Source organism: Streptomyces cacaoi (assembly GCF_006539165.1).
GTDB classification, from domain to species: Bacteria; Actinomycetota; Actinomycetes; order Streptomycetales; family Streptomycetaceae; genus Streptomyces; species Streptomyces cacaoi.
In genome coordinates, this window is sequence record NZ_BJMM01000002.1 from 100282 (window position 1) to 119713 (window position 19432).

15 protein-coding genes are annotated in these 19432 nt (G+C 74.3%); 10 read left to right on the forward strand and 5 right to left on the reverse strand.

Features of this window, described 5'->3' with window-relative positions:
• Nucleotides 1-645, reverse strand: a complete 645-nt coding sequence (locus tag SCA03_RS00925; protein ID WP_030878868.1) for a TetR/AcrR family transcriptional regulator — start codon at nucleotides 643-645, stop codon at nucleotides 1-3.
• Between the two features lie 241 nt (nucleotides 646-886).
• On the opposite strand from SCA03_RS00925, the gene SCA03_RS00930 reads away from it, so the two are divergent.
• The 7 genes from SCA03_RS00930 to SCA03_RS00960 all read left to right on the forward strand — a co-directional run bounded on the left by SCA03_RS00930 (nucleotide 887) and on the right by SCA03_RS00960 (nucleotide 9410).
• The gene (locus SCA03_RS00930) at nucleotides 887-1417 is read left to right on the forward strand and encodes a ferritin-like domain-containing protein (protein ID WP_030878865.1); all 531 of its coding nucleotides are present in this window, start codon (nucleotides 887-889) and stop codon (nucleotides 1415-1417) included.
• A 73-nt stretch (nucleotides 1418-1490) separates the two neighbouring features.
• Nucleotides 1491-4061, forward strand: coding sequence for an ATP-dependent Clp protease ATP-binding subunit (locus SCA03_RS00935; RefSeq protein WP_086816846.1), 2571 nt, complete (start codon nucleotides 1491-1493; stop codon nucleotides 4059-4061).
• 136 nt (nucleotides 4062-4197) lie between these two features.
• The gene (locus SCA03_RS00940; RefSeq protein WP_030878863.1) at nucleotides 4198-5232 is read left to right on the forward strand and encodes an NAD(P)-dependent alcohol dehydrogenase; all 1035 of its coding nucleotides are present in this window, start codon (nucleotides 4198-4200) and stop codon (nucleotides 5230-5232) included.
• Between the two features lie 100 nt (nucleotides 5233-5332).
• Nucleotides 5333-6265, forward strand: a complete 933-nt coding sequence (locus SCA03_RS00945; RefSeq protein WP_051846392.1) for a universal stress protein — start codon at nucleotides 5333-5335, stop codon at nucleotides 6263-6265.
• 210 nt (nucleotides 6266-6475) lie between these two features.
• On the forward strand, nucleotides 6476-8020 hold the full coding sequence (locus SCA03_RS00950; RefSeq protein ID WP_037865846.1) for a purine-cytosine permease family protein: 1545 nt from the start codon (nucleotides 6476-6478) through the stop codon (nucleotides 8018-8020).
• Nucleotides 8021-8170: 150 nt separating this feature from the next.
• Entirely contained in the window at nucleotides 8171-8956 is a 786-nt protein-coding gene (locus tag SCA03_RS00955) for an aldo/keto reductase (protein ID WP_051856187.1), read from the forward strand.
• Between the two features lie 7 nt (nucleotides 8957-8963).
• A complete protein-coding gene (locus SCA03_RS00960; protein ID WP_086816848.1) occupies nucleotides 8964-9410 on the forward strand; it encodes an HIT family protein in 447 nt (148 codons plus the stop codon).
• Nucleotides 9411-9413: 3 nt separating this feature from the next.
• Here the strand turns inward: SCA03_RS00960 and SCA03_RS00965 are convergent, their stop codons facing one another.
• Nucleotides 9414-10142, reverse strand: a complete 729-nt coding sequence (locus tag SCA03_RS00965; protein WP_030878850.1) for an aspartate/glutamate racemase family protein — start codon at nucleotides 10140-10142, stop codon at nucleotides 9414-9416.
• Nucleotides 10143-10175: 33 nt separating this feature from the next.
• On the reverse strand, nucleotides 10176-11657 hold the full coding sequence (locus SCA03_RS00970) for an NCS1 family nucleobase:cation symporter-1 (RefSeq protein ID WP_086816849.1): 1482 nt from the start codon (nucleotides 11655-11657) through the stop codon (nucleotides 10176-10178).
• Between the two features lie 332 nt (nucleotides 11658-11989).
• On the opposite strand from SCA03_RS00970, the gene SCA03_RS00975 reads away from it, so the two are divergent.
• From SCA03_RS00975 to SCA03_RS00985, 3 genes are all read left to right on the forward strand, one after another.
• The gene (locus tag SCA03_RS00975) at nucleotides 11990-12262 is read left to right on the forward strand and encodes a hypothetical protein (protein ID WP_030890078.1); all 273 of its coding nucleotides are present in this window, start codon (nucleotides 11990-11992) and stop codon (nucleotides 12260-12262) included.
• Between the two features lie 57 nt (nucleotides 12263-12319).
• Entirely contained in the window at nucleotides 12320-14734 is a 2415-nt protein-coding gene (locus SCA03_RS00980; protein WP_230988426.1) for an ATP-binding protein, read from the forward strand.
• 84 nt (nucleotides 14735-14818) lie between these two features.
• The gene (locus SCA03_RS00985; protein ID WP_141275158.1) at nucleotides 14819-16483 is read left to right on the forward strand and encodes a serine/threonine-protein kinase; all 1665 of its coding nucleotides are present in this window, start codon (nucleotides 14819-14821) and stop codon (nucleotides 16481-16483) included.
• Nucleotides 16484-16634: 151 nt separating this feature from the next.
• On the opposite strand, the gene SCA03_RS00990 is transcribed toward SCA03_RS00985, so the two are convergent.
• Nucleotides 16635-18626 carry an FtsX-like permease family protein gene (locus SCA03_RS00990; protein ID WP_086816533.1) on the reverse strand — a complete coding sequence of 664 codons (1992 nt, stop codon included), beginning with the start codon at nucleotides 18624-18626 and terminating at the stop codon, nucleotides 16635-16637.
• A complete protein-coding gene (locus SCA03_RS00995) occupies nucleotides 18623-19354 on the reverse strand; it encodes an ABC transporter ATP-binding protein (RefSeq protein WP_037867044.1) in 732 nt (243 codons plus the stop codon). The genes SCA03_RS00990 and SCA03_RS00995 overlap by 4 nt, the downstream gene beginning before the upstream one ends.
• Between the last annotated feature and the right edge of the window lie 78 nt (nucleotides 19355-19432).

Genomic DNA, 19432 nt, shown 5'->3' on the forward strand with positions numbered 1-19432 from the left:
TCAGCGGTATGCGGCGAGGCCGGTGCGCAGCAGGGCGAAGGCGTGGTGTGCGTCCCGTTCGGCGCGGGGGAGCAGGGCGGCGGCAGCGGCCCCGTCGGCGATCTGCCGCCAGTTGCCGGTGGCCAGTACGCGCTGGGTGGAGACGATCTGGCCGGCGGCCACGCGGGCGGTCAGCGCCGTGCGCTCCGCGTCCGGCGCCGCGCGTTCCAGGGCGGCGGCGAGCGCTTCCTCGGAGCGGGCCGTGTAGGTGTGCAGCCGGGCGAGCAGGCTCGGCGTTCCGTACAACAGCCGGTGGAAGGCGAGGACTTCGGGTGCGTCGCACAGTCCGGTGACCGGGTCGTGTGCCCGGAGCCCGGCGAGGAAGTGCTCTTCGAGCGCCGTGAGCGGTGTGCGGCCGTCCGGTCTGCCGGTGACGACCCGGGCCGCCTCGTCCTCGTGGTCGGCGAAGCGGTGCAGGGCCATGTCCTCCTTGGCGGGGAAGTAGCGGAACAGTGTCGGCTTGGAGACCTCGGCCGCCTCGGCGATCTCGGAGACCGAGACCCGGTCGAACCCCTTCTCCAGGAAGAGGGCGACGGCCGCGTCGGAGATGGCCCGGTAGGTGCGCTGCCGCTTGCGCTCGCGCAGGCCGGTGGGGTGCTCGCTCATGGGGAGGACGGTAACAGAGAAAATGTGACTCGGTTAAATTAGTTTCCAGTTATCAGGTGAGAGGGCGGGGCGGAAGTACCTTTTGCGGGCTTTTGTGGGGGCTGCTGTAGTGGAGCGGGAACCGCCGCCCGGCCGCGGCGGGGCCTCTGCGAGGCGGCGGGGCGAGCCGGTGTGCTCCCGGAAGCCGACCGACGTCGCAGAACGTCACACGTCATACACCGCCAGAGAGCAGGGAATGGGCATGGCTGACTTCCTCACCGATGTGCAGACACTCCGTGACCGCGCGCGGGACGGCATCATGAGCGGCCCGGTGACCACCTCCTACGGCACCGACGTCGACCGGGTCATCGAGCTGCTCAACGCGGCGCTCGCCACCGAACTCGTCTGCGTACTGCGGTACCGCCAGCACCACTTCGCCGCCAAGGGGCTCGACTCCGAGCCGGTCGCCGAGGAGTTCCTGGAACACTCCAACGAGGAACAGGACCACGCCGACCAGATCGCGGCCCGCATCCACCAGCTGGGCGGGACGGCCCTGATGAACCCGGCCGAGTTGCTGGGCAGATCCCACTCCGAGTACGTGACCTCGGACGATCTGACCGAGATGATCCGCGAGAACCTCATCGCCGAGCGCATCGCGATCGCCTCGTACACCGAGATGATCAACTGGATCGGCTCCGCCGACCCCACCACCCGGCGCGTGCTGGAGAACGTCCTGGAGAAGGAGGAGGAGCACGCGGACGACATGCTCACCTTCCTCCAGCCGCAGCACTGACCCGGCCGGCGCCGGCCCCGCGCACGGCCAGGCGGCGCCGCACGCGCAGTGGCCCCATGACGCGGAGTGCCCCATGACGACCCCCGACCTCGGCTCCTCCGGCGGCGCCGACCCGTTCTCCGATCTGCTCGACCGGTTCTTCGGCACCTCGCCCCACTCCTCGCCGCCCGCGGTGCAGCGGGTGCCGGTCGGCCGCCTGCTGACCGACGCGGCCCGGGACCTGCTCGCCCGCGCCTGCGCCCGCGCCGGGGAGGACGGCAGCGGTGATCTCGACACCGGACATCTGCTGTGGGCGGCCACCCGCATCGACCCGGCACGCTCCCTGCTCTCCCGCGCCGGAGCCGACCCGGACGCGCTGGCCTCCGCCCTCGCCCGGGCCCTCCCCGGGGAGAGCGGCACCCCTTCGGCCGAACCCGGGCTCACCCCGGCGGCCAAGCGGGCGCTGAGCACCGCCCACCGCCGCTCACGGGCCGCCGGGGCCTCCTACATCGGGCCGGAACACCTCCTCAGGGCCCTGCTCGACGACCCGGACGCGGCCGCCGCGCGGTTCCTGGCCGGACAGGGCGCCGACACCGAACGGCTGGGGCGGGACGCCGAGGCCGCCGCGCAGCGCGACGGCCCGGCCGCGGGCGGACGCGGCGCGAGCGGCACCCCGACCCTGGACGCGTACGGCAGGGACCTCACCGAGGAGGCGAGGGCCGGCCGGCTCGACGTCGTCGTGGGCCGGGCCGACGAGGCCGAGCAGACGCTGGAGATCCTCGCCCGGCGGACCAGGAACAGCCCGGTGCTGATCGGTGAGCCGGGGGTGGGCAAGACCGCCGTCGTCGAGGGCATCGCCCAGCGCATCGTCGCGGGGGACGTGCCCGGCACCCTCCGGGACGTCCGGGTGGTGGGCCTGGATCTGCCGGCGCTCGTCGCCGGCTCGAAGCACCGGGGCGATTTCGAGGAGCGGCTCAAGAAGGTCGTCGACGAGGTGAAGGCGCGGAAGGAGTCGGTGATCCTGTTCATCGACGAGCTGCACACCGCCGTCGGCGCCGGGTCCGGGGGCGAGGGCGCCATGGAGGCGGGCGCCGTCCTCGAACCGGCGCTGGTACGCGGCGAGTTGCACATCGTCGGCGCCACCACGCTGGACGAGTACCGCCGGCACGTGGAGAAGAACGCGGCACTGGAGCGCCGCTTCCAGCCGGTGCTGGTGGCCGAGCCGGGCGTCGCGGAGACGGTGCGGATCCTCCGGGGCCTGCGCGACTCCTACGAGGCGCACCACCAGGTCCGCTTCACCGATGCGGCGCTGGCCGCCGCGGCCGAGCTGGCCGACCGCCACCTCACCGACCGCTTCCTGCCCGACAAGGCCGTCGACCTGATGGACACGGCGGGCGCCCGCGTCCGGATGCGGGCGCTCGGCCGCTCGACGGAGGTGACCGGCCGCGAGGATCAACGCGCCCGGCTCCGGCGGGAGAAGGACCAGGCCGTCGCCGCGGAGGACTTCGAGCGCGCGGGCGGCCTCAAGCGGCGCATCGCCGAGGTCGAGGCCGAGCTGGCGGGCGTCCGGGAGCGGCGCGAGGGCGTCATGGCGGTACGGGCCGAGGACGTCGCCGAGGTGGTCTCCCGGCGCACCGGCATCCCCGTCGCCCGGTTGACCGAGAGCGAGAACGACCGGCTGATGAAGCTGGAGGAGTCGCTGCACGCCCGGGTCGTCGGGCAGGACGAGGCCGTCACGGCGGTCGCGCGGGCGGTACGCCGCAACTGCTCGGGCGTGGGCGATCCGGACCGGCCGGCCGGCTCGTTCCTCTTCCTCGGCCCGCCCGGCGTCGGCAGGACCGAACTGGCCAAGGCGCTGGCCGAGTTGCTCTTCGGGGACGAGAGCCGGCTCGTCCGGATCGACATGGGCGGGTTCCGGGAGAAGCACACGGTCTCCCGGCTGGTGGGCGCGCCGCCCGGGCACGCCGGGCACGAGGAGGAGGGGCAGCTCACCGGCAGGGTCCGCGGGCAGCCGTACAGCATCGTGCTGTTCGACGAGATCGAGAAGGCGCACCCGGATGTGTTCGACGTGCTGATGCAGGTGCTGGACGACGGCCGGCTGACCGATGCGCGGGGCCGCACCGTCGACTTCCGGCACACGCTGGTGATCATGACGAGCACCCTCGGGTCCCGGCTCCTCCTCGACCACGAGGGGGACGTCGACGCGGTCCGCGACCAGCTGCGCGAGCGGATCGACGCCGGCTTCCTGCCCGCGTTCCTCCACCGCGTCGACGAGATCGTGGTCTTCCACGCGCTCGCCGAGCAGGACCTCGACCGGATCCTCGATCTGCTGCTGGAGGCCGGCGTACGGCGGCTGGCGGCGCAGGACATCACGCTGGAGGTGACCGGCGCCGCCCGGCGGCTGCTCCTCGCACACGGACACCGGCCGGAGTGCGGGGCGCGCCCGCTGCGCCGCACCATCCGGACCGAACTGGACAACCGGCTGGCCGACTTCCTGCTCGGCGGCGAGGCAGGGCCCGGCGACAGGCTCGTCGCCGATGTGCGCGACGACGCGCTCGTCGTCGACGTGCATCCCGGGCAGGGCGGGCCGGGCAGCGGCGCGGGGCGGCCCGGGGGCACGGGCCGGGAAGGGGCGGCCGGGAAGCCGGGCCGGATCGCGGCCTGAACCGCTACTCGGCGGCGCCCCTCTCCCGTACGGAGGCGACCGGCCGCCGGAGGAGCGCCGCCCCGGCGGGAGCCAGGCGCCGGAGCACGTCGAGGACCGGGCGGCCGGCCCGGCCCGCCGATGGAGGAGGAGAAGCATGAAGGCGTTGCAGTACCAGCACGTCGGCGGGGCGCCGACGCTCGCGACCGTCCCCGATCCCGAACCGGGCCCGGGCCAGGTCCTGTTGAAGGTCACGGCGGCCGGCGCGTGCCACTCCGACATCGCCGTGATGAGCATGACCGCCGACCAGCTGACCTTCCCGCTGCCGCTCACGCTCGGCCACGAGGGCGTGGGCACCGTCGCGGCGCTGGGCGACGGCGCGAGCGGGGTCGCGGTGGGCGAGTCCGTCGCGGTGTACGGGCCGTGGGGGTGCGGGGTGTGCCACAGCTGCGCGCAGGGCAAGGAGAACTACTGCCTGCGCGCGGCCAAGGAGGGCATCCACCCGCCGGGCCTCGGCGAACCGGGGGCCATGGCCGAGTACCTGCTGGTGGACGACGTCCGCCATCTCGTGCCGCTCGGGGACCTCGACCCGGTCTCCACCGTGCCGCTGACGGACGCCGGACTGACGCCCTACCACGCCATCAAGATCTCGGTACCGAAGCTGGTGGCGGGCACCACCGCCGTCGTCATCGGCACCGGCGGCCTCGGCCATGTGGCCATCCAGCTGCTGCGCGCCATGACGCCGTCCCGGGTGATCGCGCTGGATGTCGTGGAGGAGAAGCTGGAGCTGGCCCGCCGGGTCGGCGCGCACGAGGCGCTGCTGTCGGACACCAAGGCGGCCGAACGGATCCGGGAGCTGACCGGCGGCCGCGGCGCCGAGGCCGTCTTCGACTTCGTCGGCGTCCCGCCCACCACGGCCCTCGCCGGGCAGTGCGCCGGCATCGAGGCGGACGTGACCCTCGTCGGCATCGGCGGCGGCTCGCTGCCCGTCGGCTTCGGCATCCTGCCGTACGAGACGACCGTGCGCTCGCCGTACTGGGGCAGCAGATCCGAGCTGGAGGAGGTGCTCGACCTGGCCCGGCAGGGGATGCTCGACATCCACGTCGAGCAGTTCTCGCTGGACGAGGCGCCGCGCGCCTACCAGCTGCTGCACGACGGGAAGATCAACGGCCGGGCCGTGGTGGTCCCTTGAGGCCGCGGCAGCCGCCGGGGCCGGCCCGCGCCCGGCCGGTGTGGGAACCGCCGGCGGGGTACCCGCGCGGTGACGCGAGGGACGCGAGGAGAGGACGGACATGACGCACCCCCAGCAAGGTCCCCGGCCGGACCGCGAGGACAGCCCGGAGGCCCGGCCGGGCCCCGGCCGGCCGCCCCGTGTGGTCGTCGGGGTGGACGGCTCCCCCCACTCGCTGCGGGCGCTCGACCGCGCCGCCGACGAGGCCGCACGGCGGAACGCCGCGCTGGAGGTCCTGTGCGGGGCGACGACGCCGCGCCGCAGCGTCGTCCCCGAGACCGACACCGACCGGGAGCGCGCCCGGCAGGCCGCCCGCGAGGTCGCCGCCGGCGCGGCCGAGCGCGCCCGCGACCGGGTGCCGGGCCTGGAGGTCGACCCCTGCGGAGTGACGGAGGCCCCGGCGGACGCGCTGGTCAAGGCGAGCCGGGACGCGGAGCTGACGGTGATCGGCACCCGCGGCCACGGCGGCTTCCGCGGGCTGCTGCTCGGCTCCGTCAGCCTGCGGCTGGCGGCGCACGCGGCCGGTCCGCTGATGGTGGTGCGCGGGGTGGAGCCCGGTGCGGTGCAGGGGCCGGGCGAGACGGTCGTCGGTCTGAAGTGGGCGGGCGCCACCGAGCCGGTGGCCTTCGGGTGCGCACAGGCCGAGCTGGACGGTTCGCCGGTGCGGGTCGTGCACGCCTGGTCGTACCCGGCGATGCCCAGTCTGTCGCTGAAGCTGCCGCCCAAGGAGCCGAGCGAGGAGACGCAGCGGGCGGCGGAGTTCGTGCGCGAGGCCGTCGAGCCCTTCCGGCGGCGGCACCCGGCGGTGCGGGTGACCACCGAGCAGCACCAGGGCGCCACCGCCGAGTACCTGATCGAGCTGAGCGCACAGGCCCGTCTGGTGGTGCTCGGCGTACGGCGGGAGCAGCGCAGGCTCGGGCTCCAGGTCGGGCCGGTGGTCCACTCGGTGCTCCAGCACGCCCGGTGCCCGGTGGTGCTCGTCCCGACGGACTGAGTGCGCGGGACGCGCGGTGCGCGGGGTCGCCGAAACCGGCCCCGCCAGGGGGGTTTGGAGGATCGCCCCAGGCGCGGGGGAAGCTGTCCGTGCCTATGTACGATGGAGAGCACCCTGCAACGCGCGTAGAGTCCGGCGCGGTCCTGGTCAGGGCCATCGTTTGACTGCAATGACGCACGACGCACCAGAGAACCGCACGGAGCACCATCCATGGCAGCTTCCCCCGGCGTAGCCGGCGCAGCCCACGCCGGTGAGGGTCCCTCCCCGGCCACGTCCTCGAAGTCCTCGGGCTCGGCCTCGGACTCCCCGCAAGCCTCGCAATCCCCGCACGACGAGACCGTCGAGTCCCGCGGGATCGAGCCGGTACCCGATCACGAGCGCCGCGGCCGGGTCCGTGAGCTGTTCCCCACCTGGGTGGCCGCCAACATCAGTGTCCTGCTGCTCACCATGGGCGCGGGGCTGGTCGTCTTCAACGGCCTCAACTTCTGGCAGGTGCTGCTCGCCGCGGCCGTCGCCGGAAGCGTCTCCTTCGGCCTCGTCGGGCTGCTGTCCGTCTCCGGCAAGTGGGGCGGGGCGCCCGGCGCCATGCTCTCCCGGGCGACGTTCGGCGTCCGCGGCAACTACTTCCCCGGCATGATCCTGTGGGTCGCCCGGTTCGGCTGGGAGACCATCAACGCGGTCACCGGCGCCTACGCCGTGCTCACCGTCCTCGACCTGCTGTTCGGCGTCCGGACCAGCACCCCGCTGATCATCGTCACGCTGCTGGTGTTCGTCGGCGTGACCTTCCTCGTCAGCGGCATGGGCCGGAAGGTCCTCAACATCTGCAACACCTGGTCGACCTACCTCTTCGGTGTGTTCACCGTGCTGGTGCTCATCTACCTGATCACCACCATCGACTGGGACGCGATGTTCTCCAAGCCGGCCGGCGGCACCGCCATGCTGATCGCGGGCATCGGCACCATCGCGGCCGGCGGCATCAGCTGGATCCCCACCGGACCGGACTTCGCGCGGTATCTGCCGCACAGCGCCGACGGCCGGAAGATCTTCGGAACGACGATCTCCGGCGCCCTGCTGGTACTCGTCCCCATGGTGCTCATGGGCGGCGTGATGTCGGTGGAGACCCCGGCGCTCGCCAAGACCGACGACCCGGTCTCCTTCCTGGGCGAGGCGCTGCCGATGTGGCTCGCGGTGCCGTACCTGGTCATCGCGCTGATCGGCATGGTGCTGATCAACAGCCTGTCGATGTACTCGGCCGGCTTCACCGCGCAGACCATGGGCGTCAAGCTGCCGCGTGCCTGGGCCGTGAGCATCAACGCGCTCATCAGCCTCGTCGGCGGGCTGCTGCTGATGCTCGTCGCCAAGAGCTTCTACGGCTCGTTCATCTCCTTCCTCTCGCTGCTGGCCGTCTCCTTCTCCGCCTGGGTCGGCGTCTACGCCGTGGACATGCTGCGGCGCCGGCACAAGGCCGTCCGCTACGACCCCGAGGGGCTGCTCGACACCTCCCGCAGCAGCCGCTACTGGTACGCCGGCGGCTACTGCTGGCAGGCCATGACCGCCTGGGGCGTCGCGCTCGTCCTCGGCCTCGGGTTCACCAAGGTCGACTGGTTCACCGGGCCGCTGGTCGACACCTGGATCGGCAGGAACGGGCTGGGCTGGGCCGCGACCGTGCTGCTCGCCGCCGTGCTCTTCGCCGTCCTCCCCGCCCCGCGGGAGAGCGAGCCGGCCGCCGCCGAACCGGTCGCGGCCGAGGCGTAGCGCCGGGGGCCGGGCGGCGGTCCACGTCGCCCGTGGAGCGTTCCGCCGGGACGTGTGCGTCAATGGCCGTGGAGCCACGGTCCCCATCGAGTCGAGGTCGAAGTGAGCAACGCACACGTTCCCGCGGTCACCCTCAACACCGGGGAGGCCATGCCCCAGCTCGGATTCGGTGTCTTCCAGGTGCCCGACGCGGAGGCGGAGGCCGTCGTCGCCGAGGCCCTGGACGCCGGGTACCGGAGCATCGACACCGCGACGCTCTACGAGAACGAGCGGGGCACCGGCCGGGCCCTGGCCGCCTCCGGCATCCCGCGCGAGGACCTGTTCGTGACCACGAAGCTGTGGAACACCGACCAGGGCCACGACGCCGCGCTGCGGGCCTTCGACAGCTCGCTGCACCGGCTGGGGCTCGACTACGTCGATCTCTACCTCATCCACTGGCCGGCCCCCGGACAGGACCGGTACGTGGAGACCTGGCGGGCCCTCGCCCGGATCCACGCCGAGGGCCGGGCCCGCAGCGTGGGCGTCTCCAACTTCGAGCCGGAACATCTGCGCCGGCTGCTCGACGACGGCGGCCCGGTCCCCGCCGTCAACCAGATCGAGCTGCACCCCAGGCTCCAGCAGGAGGAGCTGCGTGCCTTCGACGCCGAGCACGGCATCGCCACCGAGGCGTGGTCGCCGCTGGGCCGCAACAACGGGGTGCTCACCGACCCGGCCGTGCGCGCCGTGGCCGAGAAGCACGGCAGGAGCGCGGCGCAGACGGTGCTGCGCTGGCATCTCCAGCTGGGCAACGTCGTCATCCCCAAGTCGGTGACCCCGGCCCGGATCCGGGAGAACATCGACGTCTTCGGCTTCGAGCTGGACGAGGCGGACATGCGGGCGATCGGCACGCTGGAGACCGGGGTGCGCGTCGGCCCCGACCCGGCGACCTTCGGCTGAGCCGGCCGTGCCGGGGCCGGAGGCCGCCGGGTGCGTCTTCTGCCGGATCCTGGCGGGAGAGCTGCCGGCGCACAGGGTGTACGAGGACGAGGAGACCGTTGCCTTCCTGGACCGGAGGCCGCTCTTCCACGGCCATACGCTGGTGGTCCCCAGGCTGCACATCGAGACGCTGACGGACCTGCCCGAGGAGCGGGTCGGGCCCTACTTCCGCGCGGTGCGGCTGCTCGCCGGTGCGGTCGAGCGGGGGATGGCGGCGGCCGGTTCGTTCGTCGCGGAGAACAACCGCGTCAGCCAGTCCGTGCCGCATCTGCATGTGCACATCGTTCCGCGCAACCGCAAGGACGGGCTGCGGGGCTTCTTCTGGCCCCGGCACACCTACGCCGACGACGCCGAGGCGGAGCGGGCGGCCGAGCGCGTCCGCTCCGCCCTGCGCGCGGGCCCGGCGGCCGGGTAGGGCTCACCGGGCCTGCGGCGGCGGCCAGTTGAGGAACCTCTTGGGGCGCGGCGGTGCGTAGGTGCGCACCTTGGAGGTCGACAGGCCGAGCGAGACGAGGGACTCGGCCGTCTTCACCGCGGCGGTCACCCCGTCGACCACGGGAACGCCCGTCCGCTCGCCGACGCGTGCCGCCAGCCCCGCCATGCCGCCGCAGCCCAGACAGACGACCTCGGCGCCGTCCCGGGCGACGGCCCGCGCGGCCTGTTCGGCGACGGCGTCCACGGCGGCCGCCGCGTCCCGCTCCAGTTCCAGCACCGGCAGCCCGCTGGCGCGCACGGAGGCGCACCGCTCGCTCAGCCCCGCGGCCCGGAGCCGTTCCTCGATCAGCGGGACCGTGCGGTCGAGGCTGGTCACCACGGAGTAGGAACGGCCGAGGAACAGGGCGGTACCGGCGGCGGCCTCGGTGATGTCGACGACGGGCACGTCGAGCAGCTCCTGGAGCCCCTCGCGGCCGTGTTCGCCGTAGCCGGCCTGGATCACCGCGTCGAACGGGCCCGGATGGGCGCGGACGGTCTCCATCACGGCGACGGCCGCCAGGTAGCTCTCGTAGTTGCCCTCGACTGACTCCGGGCCGAACGCGGGTGTCAGCGGGACGATCCCGGTTCCCGGCGCGGCCGCGCCCGCGGCCTGGGCGCCGATCGCCTCGGTGACGGAGCGGCTGGTGTTGACGTTGACGACGAGGATGCGCACGGCGGGCCTCCTGGGCGCGGGACGCGTGACGGGTCAGTCGGCGGCGACGGCGAGTTCCTCGCCGTCCACGTCGCGGATGGGCGCCGAACGGTCGGCGACGAGCAGATACAGGGCGGCCGCGAGGGCGGCGCCGATGAACCAGGAGAATCCGGCCACCGCGTGGAAGGCCGGCACCAGGGCGAGGAGGACGGCGACGGCGGCGCTGGGCACGAAGGCGGCGACGGCCCGCGGGTTGCGGCCGCCGCGGTAGTGGTATTCGCCCCCGGTGTCCTCGGTGTAGAGGTCGGGCACGTTCACCCGGGCCTTCCGCAGCAGCCAGTAGTCGGCCATGATCACGCCGAACAACGGCCCGAGCAGGGCGCCGAGTCCGCCGAGGAAGTAGTTGACGACGACGGGATTGTCGTAGAGGTTCCAGGGCGTGATCACCAGCCCGAGCACCGCGCTCACCAGCCCGGCCCGGCGGAAGTCGAGCCGCCTGGGGAAGAGGTCGATCAGCGCGTAGATCGGCGCGACGAAATTGGCCAGCAGATTCACCGCCACCGTCAGCGCGATGAGCGCGAGCGAGGCGATGGCCAGCAGGAACATGTTCGGGATGGTCCGGACGATGTCCGTCGGGCTGGTGATGACATGCCCGTCGAGCCGGAACTGGGCCCCGCTGAGCACGGCCACGATGACGGCGAAGAAGAGCATGTTCACCGGGATCCCGATCACGTTGCCGCGGACGATGGCGGCACGGCTCCTGGCGGACCGGGTGAAGTCGCAGAAGTTCAGCACGAAGGTCCCGTAGACCACCACCCACAGCGCGGCGCCCTGGAGGATCTGCAACCACATCGCGCCGCCGCTGAGCGGTGCGTCGACGGACAGCGCGATGGAGCCGTCGGCGCGGAAGAACATCCAGGCGGCGAGGGCGCACATGGTGATCAGGGTGGTGGGCGCGGCGAAGGCCATGTAGCGCCGGATCATCTGCATCCCGTAGCTCACGATGAGCACCTGGAGGCCCCACAGGGCGAGGAAGGTGATCCAGCCCAGCGGGGACTGGCCCAGCAGGGAGCCGTCGTCCAGTCCGCGCAGCGCGGGGAACATCGCCAGGAGCAGGGCGCTGAGCACGGAGGCGGCGAGATAGGTCTGGATGCCGAACCAGGCGATGGCGACGGCGCCCCGTACGCCGGCCGGGATCTTGGCACCTTTGACGCCGAAGGCGATCCGGCTCATCACGGGGAAGGGGACGCCTGTTCTGTGGCCCATGAACCCGGAGAGGGTCAGCAGGAGGAAGAGCAGGACGGAGGCGAGCGCGAAGGCCGCCAGGATGCCCCAGACGTTCAGTCCGAGGGCGAACAGGCCGATGGCGAACGAGTAGTTGCCGAGGCTGTGGACGTCGTTGGCCCACAGCGTGAAGACGTTGTAGGCGCCCCAGCGACGCCCTTCCTTCCTGGTCGGTGCGAGGTCGTAGGTGTACAGGCCGGAACTGGTGGCTCCGGCGCTGTCCACGGCCGACCGGTCGTCCACGGCGGTCATGGCGGCTCCGGGGAGAGGAGACGGCGGGGGAGGGGGAGGCGCGGGCGCGCGGGAGGGCGCGGGAGGGGTGAAGGGAGTGGTGAAGGGAGTGGTGAGGGGCCGGGAGAGGGGAGAGGAGGCGTGGGGAGGGGTGCGCGAGGGGGAGGGCAGGCGTGCGGGGGTGAAGGGGAGGGTTCCGCGAAACGGAAAGCGAATTCCGTTGCGCAGAACGTAAGTTTCGGCCGCTGAGACCGTCAAGAGGTGCGGAAGAGTTCCCCGGCGCGGGCGGTCCATAGCGGGGACATGACATGAGCTCTACGATGGAGGTCTCCGGGACCAGGAGGAGGTAGGCGATGCCCCGTCCGTGGGAAGCCGATCCCACCGCGTCGTTCGCCCGCAGGCTCGGCAAGTCCGCCAAGGAGGACGGCAGTTCGGACGTCCGATCCCGCTGTCCCGACATCTGGGAACTCGACAACGGCGATGTCGCGGTGATCGGCAGGGACCTCACCGAGGCGTACGCCGGCAGCCTCCCGGCGGATGTGCGGATCGCACCGGACGAGCGGCTCGTCGTCATCCCCGGATCCATGCTGCGGGCGGCCAAGCCGGACATCCCCGGCCCAGGATGACCGGCCCCGGGTGACCGGCCCCGCTTCCAGGGGTTGCCGACCAGAAACGGAGAGCGGGTGTCCGGCGAGCAGGGGCACGGCCAGGAACCGGGGAGTTCGCACGCCGAACTGTCCGGCACCTCACGCGACGTGGTCCAGGCGGGCCATGTGGACGGCGGGATCCACTTCCACGGCGGAAGCCGGGCCCCGGGACACGGCGCCGCCCGGCCTCGGCAACTGCCGCACGACACCCGGCACTTCGTCAACCGCACCGCGGAGCTCGGGCAGTTGGACGACCTGCTGGGCCCGGGGCGCGACACGCCGTCCGCGGAGGCGTCCGTGTGCGTGGTGGCCGGCACCCCGGGTGCCGGCAAGACCTCCCTGGCCCTGCGCTGGGCACACCGTGCGCGCGACCGGTTCCCCGACGGACAGCTGTACATCAATCTGCACGGCTACGACCCCCAGGAGCCCGTCACCGCCCAACAGGCCCTGCACGGCTTCCTGCTGGGCCTCGGTGTGCCGTCCGGGTCCGTGCCGTCGGGCGCGGAGGAGGCCGCGGGGCTCTACCGGTCGCTGCTGGCCGGCCGCCGGCTGCTGGTCGTGCTGGACAACGCGGCCACCGAATCCCAGGTGCGGCCCCTGCTGCCCGGCAGCCCGGGGTGCCCCGTCCTGGTCACCAGCCGGGGCCGGCTGTCCGGGCTGGCCGTGCGGGACGGTGCCCAGCGCATCACGCTCGGCGTGCTCCCGGAGGGCGAGGCGGTCTCCTTGCTCCGCGCGGTGACCGCGGGCTACCGTACCGAGGAATCGCCGGAACACTGGGCCGAACTGGCCGGTCTGTGCGCCCGGTTGCCGCTCGCGCTGCGGGTCGCGGCGGAGCGCGCGGCCACACACCCGCACACGAGTCTGCACGAGCTGGTGGCCGACCTGCGGGACGAATCGGCCCTGTGGAACGCGCTGAGCACGGGCGACGACGCTGAGGCTGAGGCGGTGCGAACGGTTTTCGCTTGGTCCTATCGTGCCCTTCCCCCGGAAGCCGCCCGGCTGTTCCGGCTGCTGGGCCTGCACCCCGGCCCCGAGTTCGCCACCGGAGCCGCCGCAGCCCTCGCCGAGGACACCGAGCGGCATGTGCGCCAGACGCTGGACGTCCTGGTGGGCGCGCATCTGCTGGAGCAGAAGGGGCCCGACCGGTACGGATTCCACGACCTGCTGCGCGCCTACGCCACCGACCTGGCGCGCGAGGAAGAGGAGCCCGAACACTGCTCGGCGGCGCTGCGCCGGCTGCTCGACTGGTATCTGCACACCGCGCTCGCCGCCCGGGAGCTCCTCTCCCCGGGCAGGGAACCCGTCGGGGCGGGGCCGCCGGCCGACGGCGTCACGCCCGTGTCCTTCTCCGACTACGACGCGGCGGTCGGCTGGGTCGAGCGGGAACAGGCCAACTTCCCGCCCGTCGTCCGCGCCGCCGAACGCTCCGGATGCGACCGGCACGCCCGGCTGCTCGCCGAGGTGCTCTTCGACGCGCGTGCCCCCTCGGCGCCCAAGACGGAGTGGATCGGTGTCGCCGAGGCCGGGCTCAGCTCCAGCCGGCGCGCGGGCGACCGGAGCGGCGAGGCCACCCTGCTCCACTACCTCGGCTTCGCCCACCGCTCCCTCAACGCGCTCGACCGGTCCATCGCCTGCCACGAACAGGCCCTCGCCATCCGGCGGGAGCTGGGGGACCGGTGGGGCGAGACCGACGTCCTCAACGCGCTCGGCCTCGTCCATCTCGAACGGCGCCAACTCGACCGCGCCGAGGCCCGGTTCGACGAGGCCATGCAGCTCTTCCGGCAGCTCGGCGACCAGCAGAGCGTGGACCTCACCCTGTCGAACCGCGCCGGGGCACGGCACGACGCCGGCCGGACCAGGGAGGCCGCCGACGACATGGAGCAGGCGCTGGCGGGCCACCGCGCACACGGCGACAAGGCGTACCTCGGCGACGCCCTGTGCGCCACGAGCCTGATCCGGCTCGAACTCGGCGACCACGAAGCCGCACACGCCCTGGCGAGCGAGGCCGTCGACCTGGCGCTGGAGCTGCGCGACCACACGCTGGAGGGGTACTGGCTGCTCGCCCTCGGCGCCGCACAGCGTGCCGAGGGCGAGCACGCCGGGGCGCTCGCCTCCTACCACCGCTCGGCGCTGCTCCACCGGCGGCTCGGCAACCGGAACCGGGAGGCGCTGGCCTGGCGCGGAACCGGCGAGACCTACACCGCCATGCACCGCACCGACGACGCGGTCGACTTCCTGCGCCGGGCCGCGGCCGTCCACGCCGAACTGGGCGACTCCTGGAACGAGGCGCTGGCGCTCGCGGCCTGGGCGGCGGCACGGGAGCAGGACGACGGCCGGCCGGACGGCACCACGGCCGGCGAACTGCGGCAGCGCGCCGTGAGCCTGCTCTCCGCCTTCACCGACGGCCGTGCCGTCCGACTGCGCGGCCGGCTCACGCGGGGGCGGACCTAGGGCCTCTCCTCGGAACGGGCGCCGTCCGGTGAACACCGGGGACGGGAGTCCGAGGACGGGACGGCGCGACCCCAGGGAGGCGGCATGCGCGGCACGGTGCTCGGCGGGCGCTACGAGCTGCGGAGCGTGCTGGGTTCGGGCGGCGCAGCAGAGGTGTGGGAAGCGCACGACGGCCTGCTGGAGCGGACCGTGGCGGTCAAGCTGCCGTACGCGGGCGGCTCGACGGACGCTGCCCGCGCGCGGGCGCACGCCCGCTTCCGCCGGGCCGCGGTGCTCGGCGCCCAGCTGTCCGGCCATCCGCACATCGTCCCCGTCCACGACTACGGCCACCACCCGGGCCCCGGCCCGGACGGGGCCGACGGCGGCCGGGAAGGCGTCCCCTACCTGGTGCTGGAGCACGTGCCGGGCCCCAGCCTCGCGGAGCTGATCGGCCGCCCGCCGGTGGTGCCGGTGGCCCGCGCCCTGGAGTGGGCCGGGCAGATCTGCGACGCGCTGACCGCCGTGCACGAGGCGGGCGTCGTGCACCGCGACCTCAGCCCGGACAACGTGCTGCTCTCGCACCCCTACCCGGACCTCGGCAGCGCCCTGCTCACGGACTTCGGCCTCGCCGTCCGCTGCCCCGACGGCTGCTCCGCCCCCGCCCCGGCACTGCTCACCGGAACCCCCGCCTACCTGGCCCCCGAGCAGGCCCGGCCGGGCGCCCGGACGGACGGCCGCAGCGATCTGTACGCGCTCGGCTGCCTCCTGTACGCTCTGCTGACCGGACGCCCGCCCTCCGCAGCGGACAGCGCCCCACGGCGGCGCGACGACTCCCGCGCCGGAAGCACGGACACCGCCGGGCCGCCGACGTCCCCGCCCGCCCGGACCCGGCCCGGGCCGCCCGGCCGGTACCGCGCCGGAGTGCCCCGCGCCGTCGACACGTTCGTCCTGCACCTGCTGGCGGAGGACCCCGCCGACCGTCCCCCGCACGCCCGCGCCGCCCGCGACCGGCTGAGCGCCCTGTGCCGCGGGCTGCCCGGACCGCCGCCACGGCTCCCGCAGACCGAGCTGCACGCCGTCGAGGAGCGGGCCTACACCCTCGTCGAGCAGGAGGACCACACGGCCGCCGTCCCGCTCCTCGAACGCGTCATCGGGGAGTACGTGCGCGACCCCGGCCCCGAGCACCCCGGCACGCTCGGTGTGCGCCATGTGCACGCCTACGCCCTCGCCGCGGCCGGCCGGCACACGGCGGCGGCACGTGTCCACCGCCGACTGGCCCGGGACCGGGCACGGGCGCTGGGCCCCGAGCACCCCGAGACCCTCGCCTCCCGGCACCACCACGCCTACAACCTCGGCGAGTCGGGCCGCTGCGCCGAGGCCGCAGCGCTGTTCCGGAGCCTCGCCGAGGACCGGGCCCGGCTGCTCGGCGCCACCCACCCGGGGACGCTGAGCGCCCGGCACAGCCACGCCGTCAACCTCGCCGGGGCCGGCAGCCGCGTCGAGGCCGCACAACTGCTGGCCGCGGTCGCCGAGGACCGCGCACACGTCCTGGGCGCCGGCCATCCCGACACCCTGCTGTCCCGGCACGACCACGCCTGCGCACTGGGCGAGTCCGGCCGACCCGACCACGCCGCCCGCCTGTTGAGCACCGTCGCCGAGGACGCCGCACGCCTGCTGGGGACCGACCACCCGAGCACCGTCTCCGCCCGGCGATCCCGGAACGGCTTCCGCACGACGGCCCGGCGGCAGGAGCGGGAGCCGCCCGGGTGAGACCGGGCGAGGGCGCGGGCGGCGGGTGCGGTGATGGCCGCGCCCCCGCCGCCGGGACGGTGGCCGACCGGGGCCGAGCCGTGGAACCCGCCCGGAAAGCGGCGTGTGCCGGGCCCCGGGTGCGGTCGGGGCCCGGCACACAGGGGCGCCGTCAGTCCGGCCGGGGCCCCGCGGTGTGGGCGACGGTGCGGAGGAGGGGGCGGCTTGCTGCGCTCGCTGCCGCCAGGCCGGTGAAGCCGACGGCCAGGCAGCCCGCCAGCAGGGCGGCGCTGCGCCCGTCGAACTGGGGCGAGCCGCCCGCGAGGGTCAGCGGTGCCGCGCAGAACACCCCGGTGAGCACCGAGGCGCCCGTGAGCACCACGGCCGGCAGGAGCGACTCCGTGCGGCGGGCGGCGTCCAGCGCGCGCAGGGGGGTGCCCGCCAGGTGCAGCAGGCCGTAGGTGCGGCGGCGGTCCAGGACGGCGCCGGCGGCCGTGATGCCCGCGGAGGCGATGGCGACGGTGAAGCCGGCCCCGAGCACGCCGAGCGTCGCCTTCTGGAAGTCCCCGGCGAACTGCTCCCTCTGCCAGCCGACTTCCTCGCCCGTGACGGGCCGGCGGCCGGGCACCACATCGGTGAGCGCCGCGCGTGCGGCGTCCAGCCGGCCCGGGTCGGCGACCGTCGCGGTGACCTGGCGCTCGCCGCGTGCGCCGGTGCCGGTGGCGACCCAGTCGTCGTCCGTGCCGACCTTCGCGTCGATACCGGCGCGCTCCAGGCGCCCGGTGACCTCCTGCTGCACCTGGGCGACCCGGTCCCCGGGCACCGAGAGCGCCAGCCGGTCGGGGCCGCCCCACGGGGTGCCGCCGCCGATGCTGAACAGGACGAAGAACCCGGCGACGAACCCCGCCAGCGTGAGGCCCGAGACGGCACGCCAGGCGGACTTCGGATCGTCCAGCAGCCGCCGGCCCGCCAGCAGCGTCGCCGGGCGGCGGGCGGCGGCGGTGACGAGGGAGCCCAGCACGCCGACCACCCAGGGGCCGACGAAGGACAGGGCGACGAAGACGGCGGCGAAGAAGTACACCACCATGTCGATGTCCAGCTCCTTGCCGCGGGACATCAGCCAGTAGCCCACCAGGACCGCGACGAACAGCGCGGCCCGCACGATGTTCATCCGGGGCGCGCGGGAGCGCTGCACGACCCCGAGCGGTCCGACGACGACCTGCCGCAGCCCCCCGAGCGCGCTCGCCGTCACCATCGCCACCACGCCGGCGAGCACCGCCAGCAGTGTGGGCACCCCCACCCACAGGTCGGCGGTGTACCAACTCCCGCCCGCCACAGGCACCTCGGCGGCCAGCGGCAGCAGCGCCGCATAGCCGAGCGCGCCCACGACGGCGCCCGCCGCACCCGTCAGCAGCGCCTCCGCCGCCGTCATCCCGGCGATCCGGCCGGGCGTCGCGCCCAGCAGCCGGACGGTGGCCAGCCGCGCGTCCCGCCGGGAGACGGACAGCCGGGCCGAGGAGGCGCCCAGCACCAGCAGCGGCACGACGACGAGCACCGTGGCGAGCTTCATCAGGTCCTGGTACTGCGCGCCGTAGCCGTCGGCCGTGCGCTCGCCGGTGAAGTCGGCGACGCGTGTGGGGGTGACGATGTCCCCGGGGCGGCGCGGGTCGGTGCCGCGCTCGGTGGTCATCGCGGGATCGCCGGGCCGGTGCCCGACGACGGCGACCTTCTCGCCCGGGCGGGAGAGCGCCTCGCGGCCGAGCGTGCCCGTGGTCTCCTCGCCGGGCAGCGTGCCGAGCGCGGGCGAGGTCCACACCTCGCCCGGCGCCGGGAAGCGCGGCATGCCGGGCGGCGCGGGCGCCGAGCCGTGCGCGCCCGGCAGCGCGGCCACATCGACGACGGTGACCGGCTCGCCGTCCCGGAAGGTGGTGTCCACCGCCTGGACGGCCACCGCCCGGTCGCCCTTCGCCTCGACGGGGCTGCGCCAGTCGGCGTGCGCGGCCCGCTCACCGAAGCCGAGGTTCGCGCCGACGCACAGGAGCAGCAGCGTCGTGCAGACCGCGGCGGCGGCGACGGACAGCCCGGCGGCGAGCAGCCCGTGCCGCCCGCCGCCGCGCAGCAGCCGCCAGGTGAGCGTCCAGGTGGTGCGGTCCAGCGCCCTCATCGTGCCGCTCCGGTGCCCGCGCCGGCCGGGGAACCGGGCTCCGCCGTCTCCCGCACGATCCGGCCGTCCCGCACCCGCACGGTGCGGTCGCACCAGCGGGCCACCGACTCGTCGTGCGTGACCACGACCAGGCCCGCGTTCTGCTGCCGGGTGATCTGCGTCAGCAGCCGGATCACGTCCTGCCCGGTGGCCTGGTCCAGCGCGCCCGTCGGCTCGTCGGCGAAGACGACCTGTGCGCCGCCGACCAGCGCCCGGGCCAGCGCCACCCGCTGCGCCTGCCCGCCGGAGAGCGCCCCGGGCCGGTGGTCCTCCTTGCCGGCCAGGCCCAGCGGCGCGAACCACTGCCGCGCGCGCTGCACGGCCGTACGGCGGTCGGTGCCGCCGAGCATCAGGGGCAGGGCCACGTTCTCCACGGCCGGCAGTTCGGGCAGCAGCTGCCCGAACTGGAAGACGAAGCCGAACCGGGTGCGGCGCAGCTCGCTGCGGGCCGGTTCGCGCAGCTGGTCGATGCGCTCCCCGCCCAGCAGGACCTCGCCGCTGTCCGGGCGCTCGATGTTCGCCAGGCAGTGCAGCAGCGTCGACTTGCCGGAGCCGGACGGGCCCATGACGGCCAGCGATTCGCCCGCGTGCACCGCGACGTCCACACCGTCCAGCGCGCGGGTGGCTCCGAAGGACTTGCACAGCCCGGTGCCGCTCAGCACCGGCGGGGGAGAGGGGAACTGGTTCATGCCCCCACCGTCCGCTTCCGGCGCCGGGCCCCGCCTCGGCCGGTCGGCCGGTCCCGCGCCCTCCCGTCGTCCTTTCGG